17 protein-coding genes are annotated in these 18,861 nt (G+C 35.4%); 9 read left to right on the top strand and 8 right to left on the bottom strand.

Translation table 11 applies throughout. The features are described from left to right. The first annotated feature begins 64 nt into the window (after nucleotides 1-64). The 6 genes from IV494_RS12140 to IV494_RS12115 all read left to right on the top strand — a co-directional run bounded on the left by IV494_RS12140 (nucleotide 65) and on the right by IV494_RS12115 (nucleotide 5,990). Nucleotides 65-319: a FeoA family protein gene (locus IV494_RS12140; protein ID WP_196080402.1), complete on the top strand. Its 255-nt coding sequence runs from the start codon at nucleotides 65-67 to the stop codon at nucleotides 317-319. 53 nt (nucleotides 320-372) lie between these two features. Then, on the top strand, nucleotides 373-2,409 hold the full coding sequence (gene feoB, locus IV494_RS12135) for a ferrous iron transport protein B (protein ID WP_196080401.1): 2,037 nt from the start codon (nucleotides 373-375) through the stop codon (nucleotides 2,407-2,409). After that, nucleotides 2,409-2,561, top strand: a complete 153-nt coding sequence (locus IV494_RS12130; protein ID WP_196080400.1) for a hypothetical protein — start codon at nucleotides 2,409-2,411, stop codon at nucleotides 2,559-2,561. The genes feoB and IV494_RS12130 overlap by 1 nt, the downstream gene beginning before the upstream one ends. Nucleotides 2,562-2,744: 183 nt before the next feature. Continuing rightward, entirely contained in the window at nucleotides 2,745-4,127 is a 1,383-nt protein-coding gene (gene glmM / locus IV494_RS12125) for a phosphoglucosamine mutase (protein WP_196080399.1), read from the top strand. Nucleotides 4,128-4,180: 53 nt separating this feature from the next. Then, a complete protein-coding gene (locus IV494_RS12120) occupies nucleotides 4,181-4,528 on the top strand; it encodes a hypothetical protein (protein WP_196080398.1) in 348 nt (115 codons plus the stop codon). A gap of 91 nt (nucleotides 4,529-4,619) precedes the next feature. Further along, nucleotides 4,620-5,990, top strand: coding sequence for a tetratricopeptide repeat protein (locus tag IV494_RS12115; protein ID WP_196080397.1), 1,371 nt, complete (start codon nucleotides 4,620-4,622; stop codon nucleotides 5,988-5,990). 148 nt (nucleotides 5,991-6,138) lie between these two features. Here IV494_RS12115 and IV494_RS12110 read toward each other — a convergent pair whose 3' ends face one another. Next, nucleotides 6,139-8,658, bottom strand: coding sequence for an ATP-dependent Clp protease ATP-binding subunit (locus tag IV494_RS12110; RefSeq protein ID WP_196080396.1), 2,520 nt, complete (start codon nucleotides 8,656-8,658; stop codon nucleotides 6,139-6,141). A gap of 386 nt (nucleotides 8,659-9,044) precedes the next feature. On the opposite strand from IV494_RS12110, the gene IV494_RS12105 reads away from it, so the two are divergent. Genes IV494_RS12105 through IV494_RS12095 form a run of 3 tightly spaced genes read left to right on the top strand, consistent with a single transcriptional unit; the run spans nucleotide 9,045 to nucleotide 11,559 of the window. Continuing rightward, a complete protein-coding gene (locus IV494_RS12105; RefSeq protein ID WP_196080395.1) occupies nucleotides 9,045-10,133 on the top strand; it encodes a glycosyltransferase family 4 protein in 1,089 nt (362 codons plus the stop codon). Nucleotides 10,134-10,177: 44 nt separating this feature from the next. Next, entirely contained in the window at nucleotides 10,178-10,597 is a 420-nt protein-coding gene (locus tag IV494_RS12100; RefSeq protein WP_196080394.1) for a SufE family protein, read from the top strand. Continuing rightward, nucleotides 10,594-11,559 carry a glycosyltransferase family 9 protein gene (locus IV494_RS12095; protein WP_196080393.1) on the top strand — a complete coding sequence of 322 codons (966 nt, stop codon included), beginning with the start codon at nucleotides 10,594-10,596 and terminating at the stop codon, nucleotides 11,557-11,559. The genes IV494_RS12100 and IV494_RS12095 overlap by 4 nt, the downstream gene beginning before the upstream one ends. 60 nt (nucleotides 11,560-11,619) lie before the next feature. Here IV494_RS12095 and IV494_RS12090 read toward each other — a convergent pair whose 3' ends face one another. From IV494_RS12090 to IV494_RS12060, 7 genes are all read right to left on the bottom strand, one after another. After that, entirely contained in the window at nucleotides 11,620-12,702 is a 1,083-nt protein-coding gene (locus IV494_RS12090; RefSeq protein WP_230380126.1) for a mannose-1-phosphate guanylyltransferase, read from the bottom strand. A 2-nt stretch (nucleotides 12,703-12,704) separates the two neighbouring features. Beyond that, the gene (locus IV494_RS12085; protein WP_196080392.1) at nucleotides 12,705-13,295 is read right to left on the bottom strand and encodes a SprT-like domain-containing protein; all 591 of its coding nucleotides are present in this window, start codon (nucleotides 13,293-13,295) and stop codon (nucleotides 12,705-12,707) included. Between the two features lie 41 nt (nucleotides 13,296-13,336). Next, a complete protein-coding gene (locus IV494_RS12080; protein ID WP_196080391.1) occupies nucleotides 13,337-14,674 on the bottom strand; it encodes a TolC family protein in 1,338 nt (445 codons plus the stop codon). A gap of 66 nt (nucleotides 14,675-14,740) precedes the next feature. Further along, the gene (locus IV494_RS12075; RefSeq protein WP_196080390.1) at nucleotides 14,741-16,531 is read right to left on the bottom strand and encodes a MutS-related protein; all 1,791 of its coding nucleotides are present in this window, start codon (nucleotides 16,529-16,531) and stop codon (nucleotides 14,741-14,743) included. A 5-nt stretch (nucleotides 16,532-16,536) separates the two neighbouring features. Then, a complete protein-coding gene (locus IV494_RS12070) occupies nucleotides 16,537-16,923 on the bottom strand; it encodes a hypothetical protein (protein WP_196080389.1) in 387 nt (128 codons plus the stop codon). 55 nt (nucleotides 16,924-16,978) lie between these two features. Beyond that, complete coding sequence (locus IV494_RS12065; protein WP_196080388.1) at nucleotides 16,979-18,382, bottom strand: nucleoside recognition domain-containing protein; 1,404 nt, start codon at nucleotides 18,380-18,382, stop codon at nucleotides 16,979-16,981. A gap of 193 nt (nucleotides 18,383-18,575) precedes the next feature. Continuing rightward, nucleotides 18,576-18,770 (bottom strand): hypothetical protein, encoded by a 195-nt coding sequence (locus IV494_RS12060; RefSeq protein WP_196080387.1) that lies wholly within the window; start codon nucleotides 18,768-18,770, stop codon nucleotides 18,576-18,578. Nucleotides 18,771-18,861 lie beyond the last annotated feature (91 nt).

Here is an 18,861-nt window from a genome sequence, read left to right as displayed (position 1 = left end):
TGCATGGCATTCCTTATTTAGATTAGATTTAAATAACTTATATTTGCATCACAAATTTAAAGAATTGAAGAGCGATATATCTAATAAATTATGCTGTTTCCCGAAAGACAAACCGGGGAAAATTGTTGGTTATGAAAACGATGACCTCAGAATGCCTAACAAAATTATCGAAATGGGACTTTTACCAGAAACAGCATTTAGAATTCTTTATCAGGCTCCCTTCAAAGGACCTCTTTATATCGAATTTGGCGATGAAAAAAGTAGAATTGCACTTCGGGAAGAAGAAGCTCGCTTCATCATTGTGGAAAAATTAATTTAAATAATCCCAAACAAGTTGCTCTCTTTTGGAGAGGGATTTAGGGAGAGGACAAAATGCAAGAAACTTCTATCAATAAACAAATTCTTCTTGTCGGAAATCCCAATGTGGGAAAATCTACGGTTTTTAATTTGTTGTGTAACAAGAAACAAAAAACCGGAAATTACGCCGGAGTTACTGTCGCGAGTTATTCTGGGACCTACGATTACAAAGGCGAATCTGTTGAAGTGGTCGATTTGCCGGGTTCTTACAGTGTTTATCCAACTTCCGAGGATGAAGCTATTTTTTCTAAATTTTTGATCGACGAACAAAAAAATTATTCCGGAGTTGTTTATATTTTAGAAGCATTGAGTATCAAAAGAGGATTGCTTCTTTTTCAACAGATTCAAGATCTGGGAATTCCGATTTTACTGGTAGTCAACCAAATTGATCAGGCTGAAAGACGCGGGATCAACATTAATTTGGAGGAGCTTTCAAAAGAATTGAACGTCACGGTTTTGAAATCGAATGCCAAACAAAATCAGGGAATCGAGGAACTTCGGGATGAGATCTTTAAAAATACTTTTACAAAATCCGAGACGGTTTCTTTTGAAATTCCTTTAGAACAAAAAGGATTGGTTTTTAAAATTTTAGCAGAAACCAAAGAAAAAAATCAGTATAAAGTCTGGACTTTACTTTCCTCCGAAACGTATATCGGGAAATTGGAAACCGTAAAAGAGCAGATGAACGCTGATCAGGTTAAATGTCTTGTTCCCAAAAGATTACAAACACAGGAAACTATTCGGCGCTATCAAAATATCGATAAAATTATTTCTAACGTTTTATCGAAAAAACCACAGTTTAAAGAATTGGTGACGGAGAAATTAGACAAAGTTCTCGTACATCAGTTTTGGGGCTACATTATTTTCGGAGCTATTTTACTGTTTATTTTCCAGAGTGTTTTCTTTCTGGCAGAATATCCAATGAATTGGATCTCCGATTTTTTCTTGTGGTTATCAACTTCAGCACATAGTTATCTTCCGGAAGGTCCTATAAATTCTTTAATATCAAATGGAATTATTCCAGGCTTGGGTGGAATTATGGTTTTCGCGCCTCAAATTGGAATTTTGCTTTACTTTCTTTATTTACTGGAAGATTCCGGATACATGTCGCGAGTGATTTTTTTAATGGACCGTTTCTTAAAACCTTTCGGACTCAACGGTAAAAGTATTGTTCCTTTAGTTTCGGGAACAGCCTGTGCGATTCCAGCGATTATGTCCACCAGAAATATAGAGAACGTAAAAGAGAGACTAATTACAATTCTCGTAACTCCGTTTATGACCTGTTCTGCGCGACTTCCGGTGTACAGTATTATCATTGGTTTGGTTATTCCTGATAAATATTTCGTTGGCATCAGTTATAAAGCACTGGCTTTAATGGCAATGTATTTTCTGGGATTTTTCACCGCTTTGATGGCATCACTGATCCTCAAAAAAGTGATCAAAAGCAAAGGAACTTCTTTCCTGGTGATGGATTTGCCCTCTTATAAAATGCCACTTTTTGGATACGATTTCAAAATTATGCTGGGTAAAGTTTGGGAATTTGTGACTGGCGCAGGAAAAATTATTTTCTTTTTCAGTATTGTCATCTGGTTCTTCAGTTATATTGGGCCGAAACAAAATAAAGACGAATTTGTGGCGACAGATGTGAAATTAGACCACTCCTATCTCGCAAAAATGGGAAGATCCATCGAACCTGCAATCGCTCCGTTAGGTTACGATTGGAAAATGGGTGTCGGGATTTTAACTAGTTTTGTCGCCAGAGAAGTCTTCGTGGGAACCATGTCAACATTATACAGCTTAGATGATAAAGCTCCGGAAGGAAAAATTATCGATAAGATGCGAAACGATGTTAAACCCAATGGAGAAAAGGTTTATAGCTTTGCGACGGGAATTTCAATCTTATTCTTTTATGCTTTTGCAATGCAATGTGTCTCCACTTTAGCCGTTGTATATAAAGAAACCAAATCCTGGAAATGGACGATGGCGCAGCTTTTTGGCATGTCGGGATTGGCTTATATTGCGTCTTTAATTGTATATCAAATTTTGAAATAATGGATAATTCTCTTATTTTGCAATATCTCATTATCGCTGTGATCGTTCTGTTTGCAGGCTATTCTTTATTTAAAATTGTCGCTAAAAATTTCTCTTCCAAAAAATTCAAAAAGAAAGGAAAACCTGGCTGTGACAGAGATTGTTGTGGATAAATAAAATCCGCAAAAAATAAGTTAAAACAGTACTAGTCAGTAGTGTGAATTGTTATTAACTTGTTCTTTTTAAAGTTCCATTTTTAATTCTTCTCTTTTATTTATTCGTATTTTTGCAGATTGAAAAACCAAATCTTTCGGGGATGAATTTGTTCTTGAAAATCATTTAAAAAATATCAGTTTATGCCTTTAATAAAATCCATTTCAGGAATTCGCGGAACCATCGGTGGTAAAGTTGATGAGAATCTAACACCACTTGATGTTGTAAAATTCACGTCCGCTTTTGGAACCTGGCTTCAGAATAATAAAAATAAAAAAGATCTAACGCTTGTTGTTGGTCGCGACGCCAGAATTTCCGGATTAATGGTAAATTCTTTGGTCACCGCAACTTTGCAGGGATTAGGGATTCATGTTGTTGATTTGGGACTTTCTACCACACCGACCGTTGAAATAATGGTTCCGGAACTCAATGCAGATGGTGGAATTATTTTAACAGCTTCTCACAATCCAAAACAGTGGAATGCCTTGAAATTATTGAATGAAAAGGGAGAATTTATCACGGGTGAAAACGGTGCTGAAGTTTTGGCTTTAGCAGAAAGTGAAGATTTCGATTACGCTCAAGTTGATGATCTGGGGAAATATGAAACGCGGGACGATGCTTTCGATATCCATATTCAGCAGATTTTGGATTTGCCAATGGTCGATGCAGAAGCGATCAAAGCAAAGAAATTTAAAGTCGTTGTTGATGCAGTCAATTCTACAGGTGGAATTGCAATTCCTCAGTTATTAGAAGAATTAGGTTGTGAGGTCGTGAAATTATATTGTGAGCCTAATGGGCATTTTCCACACAATCCAGAACCATTGAAGGAACATCTTGGAGATATTTGCGAACTCGTGAAAACCGAGAAAGCAGATGTCGGAATTGTGGTAGATCCAGATGTCGACCGTTTGGCTTTGGTCGATGAAAACGGAGAACTTTTTGGGGAAGAATACACTTTGGTCGCAGTTGCAGATTATTTATTGAAAAATAAAAAAGGAGTTGCTGTTTCTAATCTTTCTTCAAGTCGTGCGCTAAGAGATGTTGCGAAAAATCACGGTTCTGAATATTTTGCAAGTGCAGTTGGAGAAGTGAATGTAGTAACTTTAATGAAAGAAAAAAATGCCGTTATCGGTGGTGAAGGAAACGGTGGAATTATTTATCCCGATCTTCATTACGGGAGAGATTCTTTGGTTGGTGTGGCCTTGTTTTTGACACATCTGGCAAAAGAAAATAAAACGGTTTCTGAATTGAGAGCGACTTATCCAAGTTATTTTATGGGTAAAAAGAAAATTGAACTTACTCCAGATATCGATGTTGATTCTCTTTTAACTAAAATGCAAAAAGAGTATCAAAATGAGGAAGTTTCAACCGTAGATGGCGTGAAAATTGATTTTGAGAATAACTGGGTACATTTAAGAAAATCGAATACCGAACCGATTATCAGAATATATACAGAAGCTTTTTCACAGGAAGAAGCTGATTATTTAGGTGATCAAATGATTGAGAAAATAAAGAGTCTGATTTAATAAAGTCCAGCACAAATTTAAAACTGGAAAGCAATAATTTAAAATTTTTAAATATGATAAAAAATTATTTTTTCCTGTTGACGATCCTGGTACTTTCTTCATGCAATGCGATCAGAGGAATCGACATGTCGAACCTTAATTTAGGAATGACGAAGTCTGAAGTTCAAATGAAAACAAAATCATTTCAAACCAAGACGATTGGCGCCAAACAATATAAATCAGGTAAAATGGAAGTGTTTCAGATCTCTGAAGTCTACCGGAACGACAACGCGATAAATGATTATTGGCTCTATTTCTTCAATGATAAATTAGTGTCATCAGAACCCATTAATTCAGTTCATTGGCAAGCGCAAGACTGGGATTATAAAATTGATAAAGTTTATTTTGATTTAGAAAAGTAAATGTTTATTTTAGTAAAGTTTAATTAAAATAGTTTTTTACGAACGTATGCAAGATAATTTCATACTTTGTAAATAACAGTGAGAACATATATTGGAAGAATTTTTTGAAAATGAACTTGTAACAAAGTTCGAAGAAATGATAGAAAATAATGAAGAACGTTACTTCGATACCGAAGAATACGAAGACATCATTATTTATTATCTGGAAATGGGAGACATCTCTTTTGCAGAGACGGCGGTAAAGTATGCGCTGAAACTTCACCCAAAGTCTTTAGAAATTAAAATAAAGAAATTCGAGGTTCTTTTGGAACTCGAAAATTACACACTTGCAAAAGAATTGATGGATGATTTGAAAGAATCATCGATGGAAAGTACTGATTTCCTGGTATGCTGCGCAAAATATTATTCCAATCTTGGTAACCCAAGAAGAGCAATTGAGTATTGCGAAACCGCTTTATTATTAGAGGAAGAGGAAAATTTTCTACACAATTTCATGGCAGATGAATATGTGAATTTAGAAGATCCATTTAAAGCTTTGAAACATTATAAGCTTGCCTTAACTTTTGATCAGAATGATGAGTATTCTTTGGAAAACACCATGTTTTGTTACAATCAGCTGAATCGGGGTGAAGATGCAATTGAGTTTCTAAATAACTATCTGGACAAATATGCTTTCTCCGAAACGGGCTGGTTTGAATATGGTCAATTCTATTTTAATCGAAAAAATTACGAGGAAGCCATCAAAGGGTTCGATTACCTTTTAGCGATAAATTCACAGTCTGTTGGCGTTTATGCCAATAAAGCTGCGTGTTTTGAAGCGATGGGAGAGTGGTTGAAGGCCGTTGAGGTTTACGAAGAGATGTTGGCTTTGGAATACACGAAATCTTTTACTTTTTACAAGATAGGTTTGTGTTACAAGGAAAATAAACAACCAGTTTTGGCACTTAATGCCTTTCAAAAATCGCTGCGGGATGATCCTCAATTTTATCTTTCGATGATGGAGCAATCCTACATTTACGAGGAAATGGGCGGGATGAAAGAGGCCCTTTATTTTGCAAAAGAAGCGGTTTCGTTGAATGACAATAATCTGGATTACCAAAAAAGACTGGCTTTTCTCTATATCGATTCAGGTAAATTTGAAGAAAGTTTAGCCTGCATGAAAACGCTGATCGATTTTGAACCGACAAGATTCTACAATTGGTATGCTTATTCGGAAGTCTTAATGTTGATCGGTGATTACGAAGATGCGGTTGCCATTTTAAAGAAGGCGACCAAAATGCATAATCGCGCAGAATTGTTTTATCAGTTAAGCAATTGTTATTTCCACCTTAATAATCAAAAGGACGGAAGAAAGGCACTTTCTGTAGCTTTAGAGCTCGATCAGGATTTATTGGAAGGGATGAAACAAAAATATCCATTCATCAGAGAAGAAGCAGAAAAAGTAAAAACGAAAAAGAAGTAAAATTCTTTTCAATAAAATATGCAGCGCATTTTTTTAAGTGCGTTTTTTTTGTGGAAATTTCTTCAAGGAAGAGCGGATCTTCATTTTTTAAAAACAAAAAACCCTGCCATTTTATTGACAAGGTTTTCTTTTTTATAAGGTCGCAATTTTATTTTGCTTTCGTTTTCTCTTTTGAAGTCGAACCTTCTAAACCATCTTTCTCTTCGTTTAATTTTAAAACTACGGTTTCGCCTTCTACCAATTGTTTATTAACCAACATTTCTGCCAGTAAATCCTCAATATATTTCTGGATCGCCCGTTTCAATGGTCTTGCTCCGAAATCTTTGTCCCAACCTTTATCAGCGATAAAATCTTTCGCTTCATCGGTCATTTCAACTTTGTAGTTGAGTTTTTCTAATCGGCTGTATAATTTCGCTAATTCCAAATCGATAATTTTCGCAATAGAATCTTTCTCTAAATTATTAAAGATAACGATATCATCAATCCTGTTGAGGAATTCTGGTGCGAAAGCTTTTTTCAAAGCATTTTCAATCGTACTTCTCGCTCTTGCATCGGTATTTGTTTTCTTCGCTGTTGTTCCGAAACCAACTCCATCTCCGAAATCTTTTAGATCTCTCGTGCCAATATTAGAAGTTAGAATAATGATCGTATTTCTAAAATCAACTTTTCTTCCTAAAGAATCGGTAATAAAACCTTCATCTAAAATCTGCAATAAAATATTGAAAACATCGGGATGTGCTTTTTCAATTTCATCTAAAAGTACCACTGCATAAGGTTTTCTGCGAACAGCTTCGGTCAGTTGACCACCTTCTTCATATCCAACATATCCTGGAGGAGCACCAACTAACCGCGAAATCGCAAATTTTTCCATGTACTCACTCATATCAATTCTAATGAGTGCTTCATCGGAATCAAATAATTCCCTCGCCATCACTTTAGCCAGCTCCGTTTTCCCGACACCGGTTGTTCCTAAGAAAATAAAGGTACCAATTGGTCGGTTCGGATCTTTCAAACCAGCACGGTTTCTTTGAATGGCTTTTACTACCTTTTTCACCGCTTCCTGTTGTCCGATCACTTTACCGTTCAGTGTTGCGTCCATTTGCGCCAGTTTATCCAGCTCATTTTTGCCCACTTTGGTCACTGGAATTCCACTCATCATAGAAACGACTTCTGCCACACTCTCTTCAGAAACTTCTTCTTTCTTTTCTTTTACATTTTTATCCCAGATTTCCTGAGCCAAATTGAGTTCGATCTGTAATCTTTCCTCTTCATCTTTCAGTTTTCTGGCTTCAAGATAATCCTGCGCTTTTACCGCTTTTTGTTTCGCATCCTTAATTTCTTCGATGTTTTTCTCGTACTCGATGATTTCACTGGGAACTTTCATGTTTTTAATATACACTCTCGAACCTGCTTCATCCATCGCATCAATTGCTTTGTCTGGTAAAAATCGATCGGTGATATATCTCGCAGTCAAATTCACACAAGCCAAAATGGCTTCATCGGTATAAATTACATTGTGATGATCTTCGTATTTATCTTTAATTTGATTTAAGATCTGCACCGTTTCTTCCACAGAAGTTGGTTCAACCATCACCTTTTGGAAACGTCGCTCTAAAGCGCCATCTTTCTCAATATACTGTCTGTATTCATCTAAAGTTGTAGCACCGATACATTGAATTTCACCTCTTGCTAAAGCAGGTTTAAACATATTGGAAGCATCTAAACTTCCAGTCGAACTTCCAGCTCCTACAATCGTGTGCAATTCATCGATAAACAAAATCACGTCGCGGCTTTTTTCAAGCTCGGTCATGATTGCTTTCATTCGCTCTTCAAATTGTCCACGGTATTTTGTACCCGCAACCAAACTTGCCAAATCTAAAGTGATCACTCGTTTTCCGAAAAGAACTCGTGAAACTTTCTTCTGCTGAATTCTTAAGGCTAAACCTTCCGCAATCGCTGATTTACCAACTCCAGGTTCACCGATAAGTAAAGGATTGTTCTTTTTTCGTCTTGATAAAATCTGAGAAACCCTTTCAATTTCTTTTTCACGACCGATTACAGGATCGAGTTTTCCGTCTCTTGCGAGTGAGGTCAGATCTCTTCCGAAATTATCCAAAGTTGGCGTTTTACTTTTCCCAGTTCCGAGATTACCGGTTGGCTTTCGCATTTGTCCAAATTCTTCTCTTTCTTCATCGTCATCGTAAGCACTCATTTTCGGATCTTGTCCTGAATTTTTTAACATTGTTTGATACGATTTTGTTACGCTTTCGTAATCGATATCATATGAGCTTAAAATATTCGTCGTGGGATCTTCAGATTTATATAAGATTCCCAGTAAAAGATGCACGGTATTAATTTCAGCACTTTGATATTGTCTGCATTCCAGTTCAGAACGCTTTATAGCTTGATCGGCCATTTTTGTAAATGAAATCTTTTCGCTTTCTACTGCAAAAGGATTTAGACTCGTCACCGCTAAGGTTTCGATCTTTCTTTTTATTTGCGTTAAATCTGCTCCCAGATTATTCAAGATCTCCTTTGCAGAACTTTCTGATTTTATGATGCCCAAAAGAAAATGCTCAGTATTCAGAAATTCACTCTGCAAGCGTCTTGCCTCGTTTTTGCTGTGTTTGAAAACTTGGTCCAAACCGTTTGAAAATTTATGATCCATATATTTTGTCTCAATCTATTGTTTATGATCACTAAAATTTTTTAATGATATTATCAAAGTTACAAATACTTTACCAAAAACAATTAATGACTTTATGGCAGATAAAAATTTGAGTATCTCACTCAAAATGACTACGTTTGTTTTCCTAATAAACTCCTATGAATCCTTTAATTACAGATTTTTTCGGCTACGGTGCATCTTTTTTTATTGTGCTTGGTTTTGCTTTGAAAGATCTAAAAAAAATTAGAATTCTTAACCTCATAGGATGTTTTTTGTTTGTACTCTATGGCATTTTCAATAATTATCTTTGGCCGGTTATTATTCCAAATGGCATTTTATGTTTTATTCAATTGTATCATTTGATGAAAAAGAATTAAATTTCGCAGATGAAAGTTTTAGTGAGTGTTTTCAATAATTTAGTAACAGATCAACGGGTAGAAAAGGTTTGCCAAACACTGTCGGAAAACGGCTACCAAATAGAACTCATCGGAAATAATTGGGGCGGTCTGCCAGAATTGGAAAGAAATTATCCTTTTTCCCGAATTATTTTAAAATCTAAAATTCTTCGCTTTGCTTATGTAGAATATCAAAGAAGGCTGTACAATGAATTGCTAAAAAAAGCAGATAAAAAGACAATCCTCCTTTCAAATGATCTTGATACCCTTCTGCCCAATTATTTAATTTCCAAAAAATTGAATATTCCACTTGTTTTTGACAGTCACGAAATTTTTACTGAAATGCCCGCAATAAATGGAAGGTTCACCCAAAAAATTTGGCGAAGTCTGGAACGAAGTATGGTTCCTAAACTGAAATATATGATGACGGCAAGCGAAAGTTACGCCGATTGGTTTCATAAAACGTACGATATTGAAAGACCGTTCGCAGTACAGAATTTCCCCCGGAAAACCGAAAATCCACAAAAATACGAGGAATCGAACTCAAAGAAAATTATTTTATATCAAGGAGTGATCAATCCGTCCAGAGGTTTAGATAAAATGATTCCAGCCATGAAAGATATTGAAAATGCAGAATTCTGGATCGCTGGCGACGGACCGAGAAAACAAGAATATGCAGAACTAACTAAAACTTTAGGTTTAGAAGATAAAGTTAAATTTTTAGGAAAATTAGTTCCCGATGAATTGAGAACCATTACGCAGAAAGCCGATTTGGGTTTAAGTATTGAAGAAAATAATGGACTCAGTTATTATTTTTCAATGCCTAATAAAATTTCAGATTATATTCAATGTCGCGTTCCTGTCGTTGTTTCAGACTTTCCCGAAATGCGAAAAGTTGTTGATAATTTTGGAGCCGGAGAGAAAATCCACGATTATTCTGAATTGGCAGATAAAGTAAATTTAGTATTGCAAAATGGCAAACATTTTTACGAAGATTCTTTAAATAAAGCCGCAACAGAACTTTGCTGGGAAAAGGAAGAGCCGAAAATACTTTCACTCTTTCAGAAGATTCAATTCTGAATGATAACCTCGAATTTCTTACCTTTGCACAAAGATTTTTTACAATGACCATCAAAGAAAAACAGCAGGAAATCGTGGAGGAGTTTGCCTTTCTTGAAGATTGGGAACAGAAATACGAATATATTATCGACCTCGGAAAAGAATTAAAAGGTCTTTCCGACGAAAAAAAAATAGAAGCTAATTTGATCAAGGGTTGCCAGTCAAAAGTTTGGATCGATGCTGAATTTAACGATGGTAAATTGTCTTTCAAAGCAGATTCCGATGGTATTCTGCCGAAAGGAATTGTGTCGCTTTTGGTTTCGATTTATAGTGGTCATTCAACGCAGGAAATTCTCGATTCAGATTTCGAATTTATTTCTCAGATCGGTTTACAGGAATTTTTGTCGCCATCCAGAGCAAATGGATTAATGGCGATGACCAAACAGATCAAGTTTTACGCTGTAGCATTTCAGCTAAAAAAATGAGTCGTATTCTAGCATATCGTTTTTCTGCATTTGGTGATGTTGCCATGACTGCACCGGTTTTCCGGGAAGTTCTGGAACAAAATCCTGAACTCGAAATCGTTTTGGTTTCGCGAAATAATTTCCGGGATCTATTCGAAGGAATTCCCAATCTTATCTTCAAAGGAATTGATATCGATGATTATAAAGGTTTTATGGGCATGCGAAAATTGACCAATGAACTTATCAAAGAATTTCATCCTGATTACATTGCGGACCTTCATAATGTAATTCGAACCAAAATATTAGATACCATTTTTAGAAAGAGAGGCTATAAAATTTCTGTTCTGGATAAAGGAAAAGAAGGGAAAGAACACCTTACCGACATCTGGAATTTGGAGAAAAAACCACTTCGACACACCACAGAAAGATACGCAGATGTTTTTCGGGAATTGGGATTTCCGGTTACTCTTTCGCATCAATATCGACCGAAAAGTACTTTAAAATCAGGGGTTGGTTTCGCTCCGTTCGCACAACACCGCGGAAAAATGTTGACACTGGAAAAATCGTTTGAAGTAGCAAAACTTCTTTCAAAAACCCATAAAATTTATTTCTTTGGCGGTGGAAAATCTGAGGTTGAAACTTTAGAAAATTGGGTAACTCAAATCCCAAACTCTGAAAATTTTGCGGGTAAATTGACTTTGAAAGAGGAACTGCAAAAAATTTCAGAACTCGAAACCATGATCTCTATGGATTCTGCCAATATGCATCTCGCGAGTTGGGTCGGAACCCGATGCGTTTCTGTTTGGGGATCAACGCATCATTTTGCGGGATTTTTAGGATATGGTCAAAGTGAGAAAGATATCGTTCAGGTTAAAGATCTAACCTGCAGACCTTGCTCTGTTTTTGGTGACAAAGAATGTTATCGTGGCGATTGGGCGTGCCTGGAAGAAATTGATATTCAGCGAATTATCGATATTATTTAAAATAAAAAAATCCCTTCATTTTTACATGAAAGGATTTGTTTTTGTTTTCTTTTATGAAAGTTACATAAATTTATCTCCATTTTTCAGTGCTTTCAAATCATGCACATATTCTTTGAGGAGTTGATCATTTTCCCGTGGACAGATTAAAAGTGCTTTGTCGGTATCTACAATAATATAGTTTTCCAAACCATCGATTACCACTGCCTTATTTTGATTTTTAAGTTTAATCAAATTTCCTTTTGCGTTGTAGGTTACGGTGTGTTTCGATTTTCCAGCGTTGTCATTTTTATCTTTATCTGAATTTTCATAAATAGAATTCCAGGTTCCTAGATCGCTCCATCCTAAATCTGCCGGAATTACGTAAACATTTTTCGCTTTTTCTAAAATTCCGTTATCAATAGAGATTTTATTTACTTTTGGATAAATAAGATCAATACAGTGTTCCTCATTTTTTGAATTGTATTCGCAGCCTTCGAAATTTTGGGACATTTCTGGTAAAAACTCCTCGAAAGCAGAAAGAATAGATTTAACATTCCAAATAAATATTCCCGCATTCCAGAGGAAATCACCACTTTCTAAAAAAGTTTTTGCAATCTCTAAGTCTGGTTTCTCTGTAAAAGTTTTTACTTTGAAATATTCAGAATTCTTTTTTTCTACAAACTGAATGTAACCATAACCTGTATCAGGACGCGTTGGTTTAATTCCTAAGGTAATAAGATAATCGTTTTTCTCCGCTAAATTAAAGGCGAGTTCTGCTTTTTTTAGAAATATATTTTCCTTTAAGATCAAATGATCTGCGGGAAGAACAATGATATTTGCGTTGCTGTTTTTCTCCGCGATTTTTTTTGCCATGTAAATATTGCAGGCTGCAGTATTTTTCATCATCGGTTCACCCACGATGTTTTCCGCATTTATGTCGGGTAACTGCTCTGCGGTAAGAGAAATATATTCTTTGTTGGTGATGACATAGATATTTTCTGCAGGTACAACTTTTCGAATTCGGTCGTAGGTTTGCTGAATCATGGTTCTGCCGGTTCCTAGAATATCTTGAAATTGTTTGGGATATTTCTGAGTGCTCATCGGCCAGAATCTACTTCCGATCCCTCCTGCCATGATAACGCAGTAATTGTTTGATTTTGACATTATTAACTTAATTTTTCGACTCTTGCCAAAGGTTTAAAAATATATTTTTTTGACGTGTCTAGATTTAAACAAAGATAGTTTTTTTTTCGCTTTTCCTCAATGACATAAGTTTGCTTTTTGTAGGTAAATCGGTCGCCGGGATTCAAATCTTCAATATAAGAACTTTCATCTTCATAATTCTCTATGTGGAAATATCTAACCAGATCTGGACTCGCCATAAAATTAGCTTTAGGTGATCTTGAAAACTTTAGAATAACCGGTTTCAGATCTTCCGGGTAAATGGCGATACTTTCCAAAAGCATTATTTTAAAGGTATTTTTCCATTCAGCTCCATGCGGAGAAATTCGGCCACCAAAATTTTCGAAAGCCAACAGATGCGCCAGTTCATGCGTTAAAACAAAAAAGAAAAGTGGTGGTTGCAGTGTAGAATTAATGGTGATCTGATGTGATTTATCCGGCATTTTCCGGTAATCTCCCAATTTAGAATTTCTGCCTTTCGTAATTTTAATGTGAATGGAATGTTCACCAAACCAGGTTTTAAGATAAGGAAGCGTATTTTCCGGTAAATATTTTTCTAAAAGCGAAATCGACATTTGTTCACCTATTCTTTAAAATCGTTATTGAAAAGAATTTTTTATAAAGACAGCGGAATTCCTGCATAGAAATTCAACAGTTTCATACTAAAGAGATAGTTGTATTTTGCCTGTGCAACCGAACCTTGTGCATTCGCTAAATTGTTTCTTGCAGCGTTTAAATCATAAATCGTTGCTCTTCCTGCAGCAAAGCTTTTCTCAGCAAAATCATTTGCTAATTTTGAACTTTTCTCTGCTTCCGTTGCGGCAACATATGCTTGATAGTTACTTTCTGCATCAAACTGTGCTTTCTGAACATTCTGCAGAACATCTTGTTTAGATTGTAGCAAGGCGTTTTTTGCCAGATCTTCATTTATTTTTGACTGTTGAACCTGTAATCTCGTGATCCCTTTATTAAAAATCGGAATATTTGCGGTGACTCCAACTTGCTGCCCAAAATTATCTCCAAACTGATTGAAAAAATTTCTTTGTTGTATTACCGTTCCGCCAATATTGATGGGTTGAAGTCGGTAAAAATAAGAAGTTCCTACTCCCGCATTTGCAGAAATCGTAGGCCAGAAAGCAGTTCGCGTAATTTCAGTTTGTGCCTCGTTCGATTTTATTCTACTTTCCGCAGCTTTCAGTTGAGGTTGATTTTCGTAGGCTTTATCAATAATCTGATCAGCAGAATAAAGGGGAGCATCTAACATATTTTCGAGGGCAACATTTTGAATATCGAAGTTTTTGTATTCCTTAAGCTGCAGTAACATGGCCAGAGAGAATAGACTTCGGTTCGTATTGATCTCTGCTGTTTTTACGTTTTGTTTTTCCCGTGCAAAAGCAGATTCAGCTTCCGCCAAAATAGTTTGTGCGGTTGTACCAACTTCAGTTGTGATTTTTGCCCTTTTATAGAGGTTTTCTGCATTTTGCAAAGCACTTTCAGAAATTTTGGTAATCTCTCTGTTCAGTAAAATTGATAAATATTGCTGTGCAATTTGTAAGGAAATATCATCTTTAACTTTTTGTAAATCAAAACTTCCCGCTTCAACATCGTATTGGGATTTGCGAATATTTTTTTCCAAACGGCCATAGTTGAAGAGTAAAATATCAGCACCTACATTTGCACCATTGCTAAAATTGTCATTCCTGTTGGTCGTTCCGAAAGTGTCTCGACCCTGTCCAAAATTAGCCCCTATATTTGCGGTTGCAGAAACTCCTGGTAGATATTGTCTTTTTGCAATTTGTAGAATATTATCCTGAATTTTATTATTAAAATTCCCTTGGATCACCTGCAAATTATTTTCGACAGCATAACTTACACATTCCTGAAGAGTCCATTTCTTCTGAGAAAAAGCAAAAACTGAAAAGAGGCTCAGCAAAAAAAGGGCAGATTTCTTCATGATTTATTTTAAAGAATAAGACGATAAATATATTGAAATGTTACAGATTGCGCTTTAATTTACTATTTAAGAATCAATGATGCCAAACTTTCTCATCAAATAAATGGCATTCATACTTTTTGTAACGCCATTCTGAAGTTTATAATCGGTTTCTAGTTCGCCATCGATATTTTGAAGTTCGAAGCAGTAATTTTTAATTTTTAAAGGAAATTTATCTTCTATTTTGGTCAGATCCAGATCGTGGGTTGCAATGAGACAAGAGAATAATGCTTTGCTCTTCATTAATTTTTCCAGGAATAATTCAGAACCTGTAAGTTTATCCTGAGAATTGGTCCCTTTTAAGATCTCATCTAAAATAATAAATTGGGGTTCGCCTTTTTCTAAATTTTCAACCAATTTTCGAAGTCGAAGGATTTCAGCATTAAAATAAGAAGTACCGTCACTGAGAGAATCGCTCGTTCGCATTGAGGTGAAAAGTTTCATCGGAATAAAACTGAATTTTTTCGCTGCAACCGGACATCCAGCCATTGCCAAAACTAGATTTATTCCGACCGTACGCAGAAATGTACTTTTCCCTGTCATATTTGCGCCCGTAATAATTGAGATTTCTGTATTTTGTGCGATGGTAAAATCATTAGAAACTACTTCCGTTTGAAATAATAACGGATGGATCAATTCTTCTGCGTTCAGTTTAATACCATCGTTATTGATTTCGGGCAAAATGTAATCTGCATTTTTAAATTTAAAAATTCCCAATGAAATTAAAGCTTCAAATTCCGAGAAAGCTTGAAACCATTTCGGCAGATCTTCATCAATGTTATTGAACTGGTTTTCAATTTTAATAGTGAAATTAAGATTCCACAGAAAAAAATTATTCAGAATGACGCCAATATTACTTTGTCCACTTTCATAATTTCTGAGTAAGCGAGCCAGCTTTTCTATTTCCTTTCGGGAAGATTTGGTCTTTCCGGATCTGAGTTTATTTTGAAGAGACTGGTTCAATTCTTCTTTAAATTCTTCTTTTTCTATATGAGAGAACACATTCAAAAACTGCTCATACTGATTCGAATCAAAGGAGATCATTTCGCATAAAGCCTGCATTTTTTTGCGATAAACATAGAGGACAATTCTGGAAATAATTATAATGCCAAGGAACATTACACCGATCAAAGCTTCGGATATTGAGGTAAATATTGCTAAGATTACAATAATTAAAGTCAAGATCGGAACTCCAGTTGTGGCGATTTTCGCTAAAACTGCATCATTGAAAAGTGAATTGGATTTTGTTGGATGTTTAATTTCTCCTTTAATTTCCATCGATTTCGCCAAAGTCAGAAAATGAATATTCCATTCCGTCTTTTGAGACAATTCTGCTATCGATTTTTGACGTTGAATTATTTCCTCTTTATTAACACTTAAATCTAAAAGAAAATCTTTCAGTTTGTCTTTTCCTAAAGCGGTTTCCGCGTAATTGAGAAAACTGAAGAGTGAGTTTTTACCCAGAATATCAAGATCTTTTGCGAAAGGATGTTGATCAACATCTTCCTCAAAATTTAAACCGGTTTCGAATTCAGTTTTGTTGATGATCTCCTCGCCAATGTGAAGATAATTTTTATAAAACTGCAATTCCTGTTTTACATTTAAAAGGAAATATCCCAAAATGAAAAAGATAAAAGTGAAGAAAAGGGCTAGATATAAATGACTTTTCAAACCACTTTCAAAGATGAAATATTTCAATAAAAAGTAAGCAATAGAAAGGAATACAACAACACGGATCCAACCTAAAATGGTTAGTTTTTTTTGTAATTTTTGAAGAGTTTCCTTTTTTTGAGATAGTATTAGATTTAATTCGTCCATTTAATTTAAACCTTATTCAATTCCCCAATCCTACTCACAATCGGCATTGAAAAAACACCGCTCGTTTGCAAATATTGTTCGTAGAAAACTTTGGCTTTTTGCGCAAAATCAGGATTCGGATTTTCTATGTTTTTAAAGTAAAAAAGATGTCCTAATAATTCAAAATACGGAATGTGATGATTTTTGTCTTTATCATTAATCAACTGAACAATTTCTTCGGTAGGTTTCGAAGCCAATGTTTCAAAATCCATTTTAAAAGTATCATTCATATTGGTATCAAAAACCCTTTGAAGTTCGGCAAGATCGCCATTGCTTCCTCCCAAAATCATTTTAGAAAGAAATTCTGAAAATTGTTTTACTATTCTAATGATGTAATCTTTATCGTGTATCATATTTTAAGTTTTAATATTAATAAAATAAATGAGTTTTGTGTCTTGTTTAAAAAAACTAGGCAAAGAAAATATACGCCAAAATAACTGAAGTAATAATTCCAACCAAGTCGGCCAAAAGCATTGCGGTTACTGTATATCTGGTATTTTTAATTCCAACTGCGCCGAAATAAATCGCAATTACGTAGAACGTTGTATCTGAACTTCCCTGTAAAACTGCTGCCAATCTTCCCTGGAAACTATCTGCGCCAAAAGTCTGCATCGTATCGACCATCATTCCTCTTGCGCCAGAACCTGAAAGTGGTTTGATTAAAGCCGTCGGCAAACCATCCACAAATCGGGTGTCAAAACCTACAACTTGTGCAACCCATTTCATTCCATCAATTAAGACATCGAAAACGCCGGAAGTTCTCAACAATGAAATTGCGATCAACATTCCAACCAAATAAGGAATAATTTTAACACACGTCCAGAAACCTTCTTTTGCACCATCGATAAAAGCATCGAAGACATTTATTTTTTTGTAAAGTCCGCCCAAAACGATTGCGAAGAAAATAAGGAGAATAATTCCGTTGCTCAATAACATGCTAAAATTATCAAGTCCTTCTTTGCTTAAACTCACTAAATAAACAACCAATAAACCGATAATGGCAGAAATTCCACCAACGTAAGCGATCACAACTGGTTGCAATAAATTTATTTTTTGATAAAGCGAAACTACGATCATCGCAGATAATGTCGCCGCAAAAGTCGCGATCATACACGGCAGAAAAATATCGGTCGGCGTATGAGAACCCATAGAAGCACGAATCGCAATAATAGAAACCGGGATCAACGTTAAACCTCCCGCATGCAGACACAAAAACATAATTTGAGAATTACTAGCACGTTCTTTATCGGGATTCAAGGTTTGTAAACTTTCCATCGCTTTTAATCCAAACGGAGTTGCAGCGTTATCTAAACCCAATAAATTTGCAGAAAAATTCAATAACATATGTCCGAAAGAAGGATGGTTTTTGGGAATTTCCGGAAAGAGTTTAGAGAAAAAAGGCTGAATCATTCTTGACAGCAAATTGATTCCGCCCGCTTTTTCTGCGATGCTCATGAAACCCATAAATAGCGTCATAATTCCGATCAAGCCCAAACAGATCTTGACTGCAGTTTCTGATGTTCCAATAACACCATCCGTTTGTTGAACGCGATACAAAGCAACTTTCGATTGTGCAGAATCGCTTTTGTAATGAATTCTGTTTTCAGTAAATTCTTTTTTATCCGACAGATTTCCAAGAATAGCAGGCGAGATTTGAGACGTACTTTTAGAAGCGATTTGAACGGTATCTCCACTTTTCCCTACGACCATATCGTTGTAGATCGCTTTGTAATTATCAGATACCAAATATTTAATACTTGCCACCAAGATCGCTACGATAATAAAGCCGCTCCAAATTCTGCTGAGAACCATTTTTGAAAATTTTGTTAAAAATAACTAAAAAGTTTATTTATTAGCCTTTACATCAGAACTTTTATTGAATTTGATATTCATTAAATCGAAAAACAGAAACTGTCAATGTAGAATTTCTGGTCTTCTTCAAGTTATCTCACAAAAAATCCTGCTCTTTCTTGAAGGCAGGATTATGATTTACATATTAAAATTATTAACGCATCGCCAAAAATTCAACACCATCGTGGTTTTCCTCTTTCTGCTTTTTTTCGAAGTGGCGGTGGAAATCGGAGTAATAATCGTTGTACTCTCTACTTTTATTGAGTAAAAATTTTCGTACACCGAAAATTCCAAGACCAATGATTATGCCTAAACTTCCTGCTAACAATATTCCTGTTTCTTTTCTCATAGTAATAAGATTGTGATTGGTAAACTTAGCAAATTGTATTCCCTTGACCAATAAATCTATTTTAAAGTTTGTTAAAGTTGAGGTTGTAATT

Origin of the sequence: Kaistella gelatinilytica (assembly GCF_015679325.1) — a bacterium.
Lineage (GTDB): Bacteria > Bacteroidota > Bacteroidia > Flavobacteriales > Weeksellaceae > Kaistella > Kaistella gelatinilytica.
The sequence above is the reverse complement of the archived record's forward strand: the minus strand, read 5'-3'. Positions and strand labels throughout refer to the sequence as shown.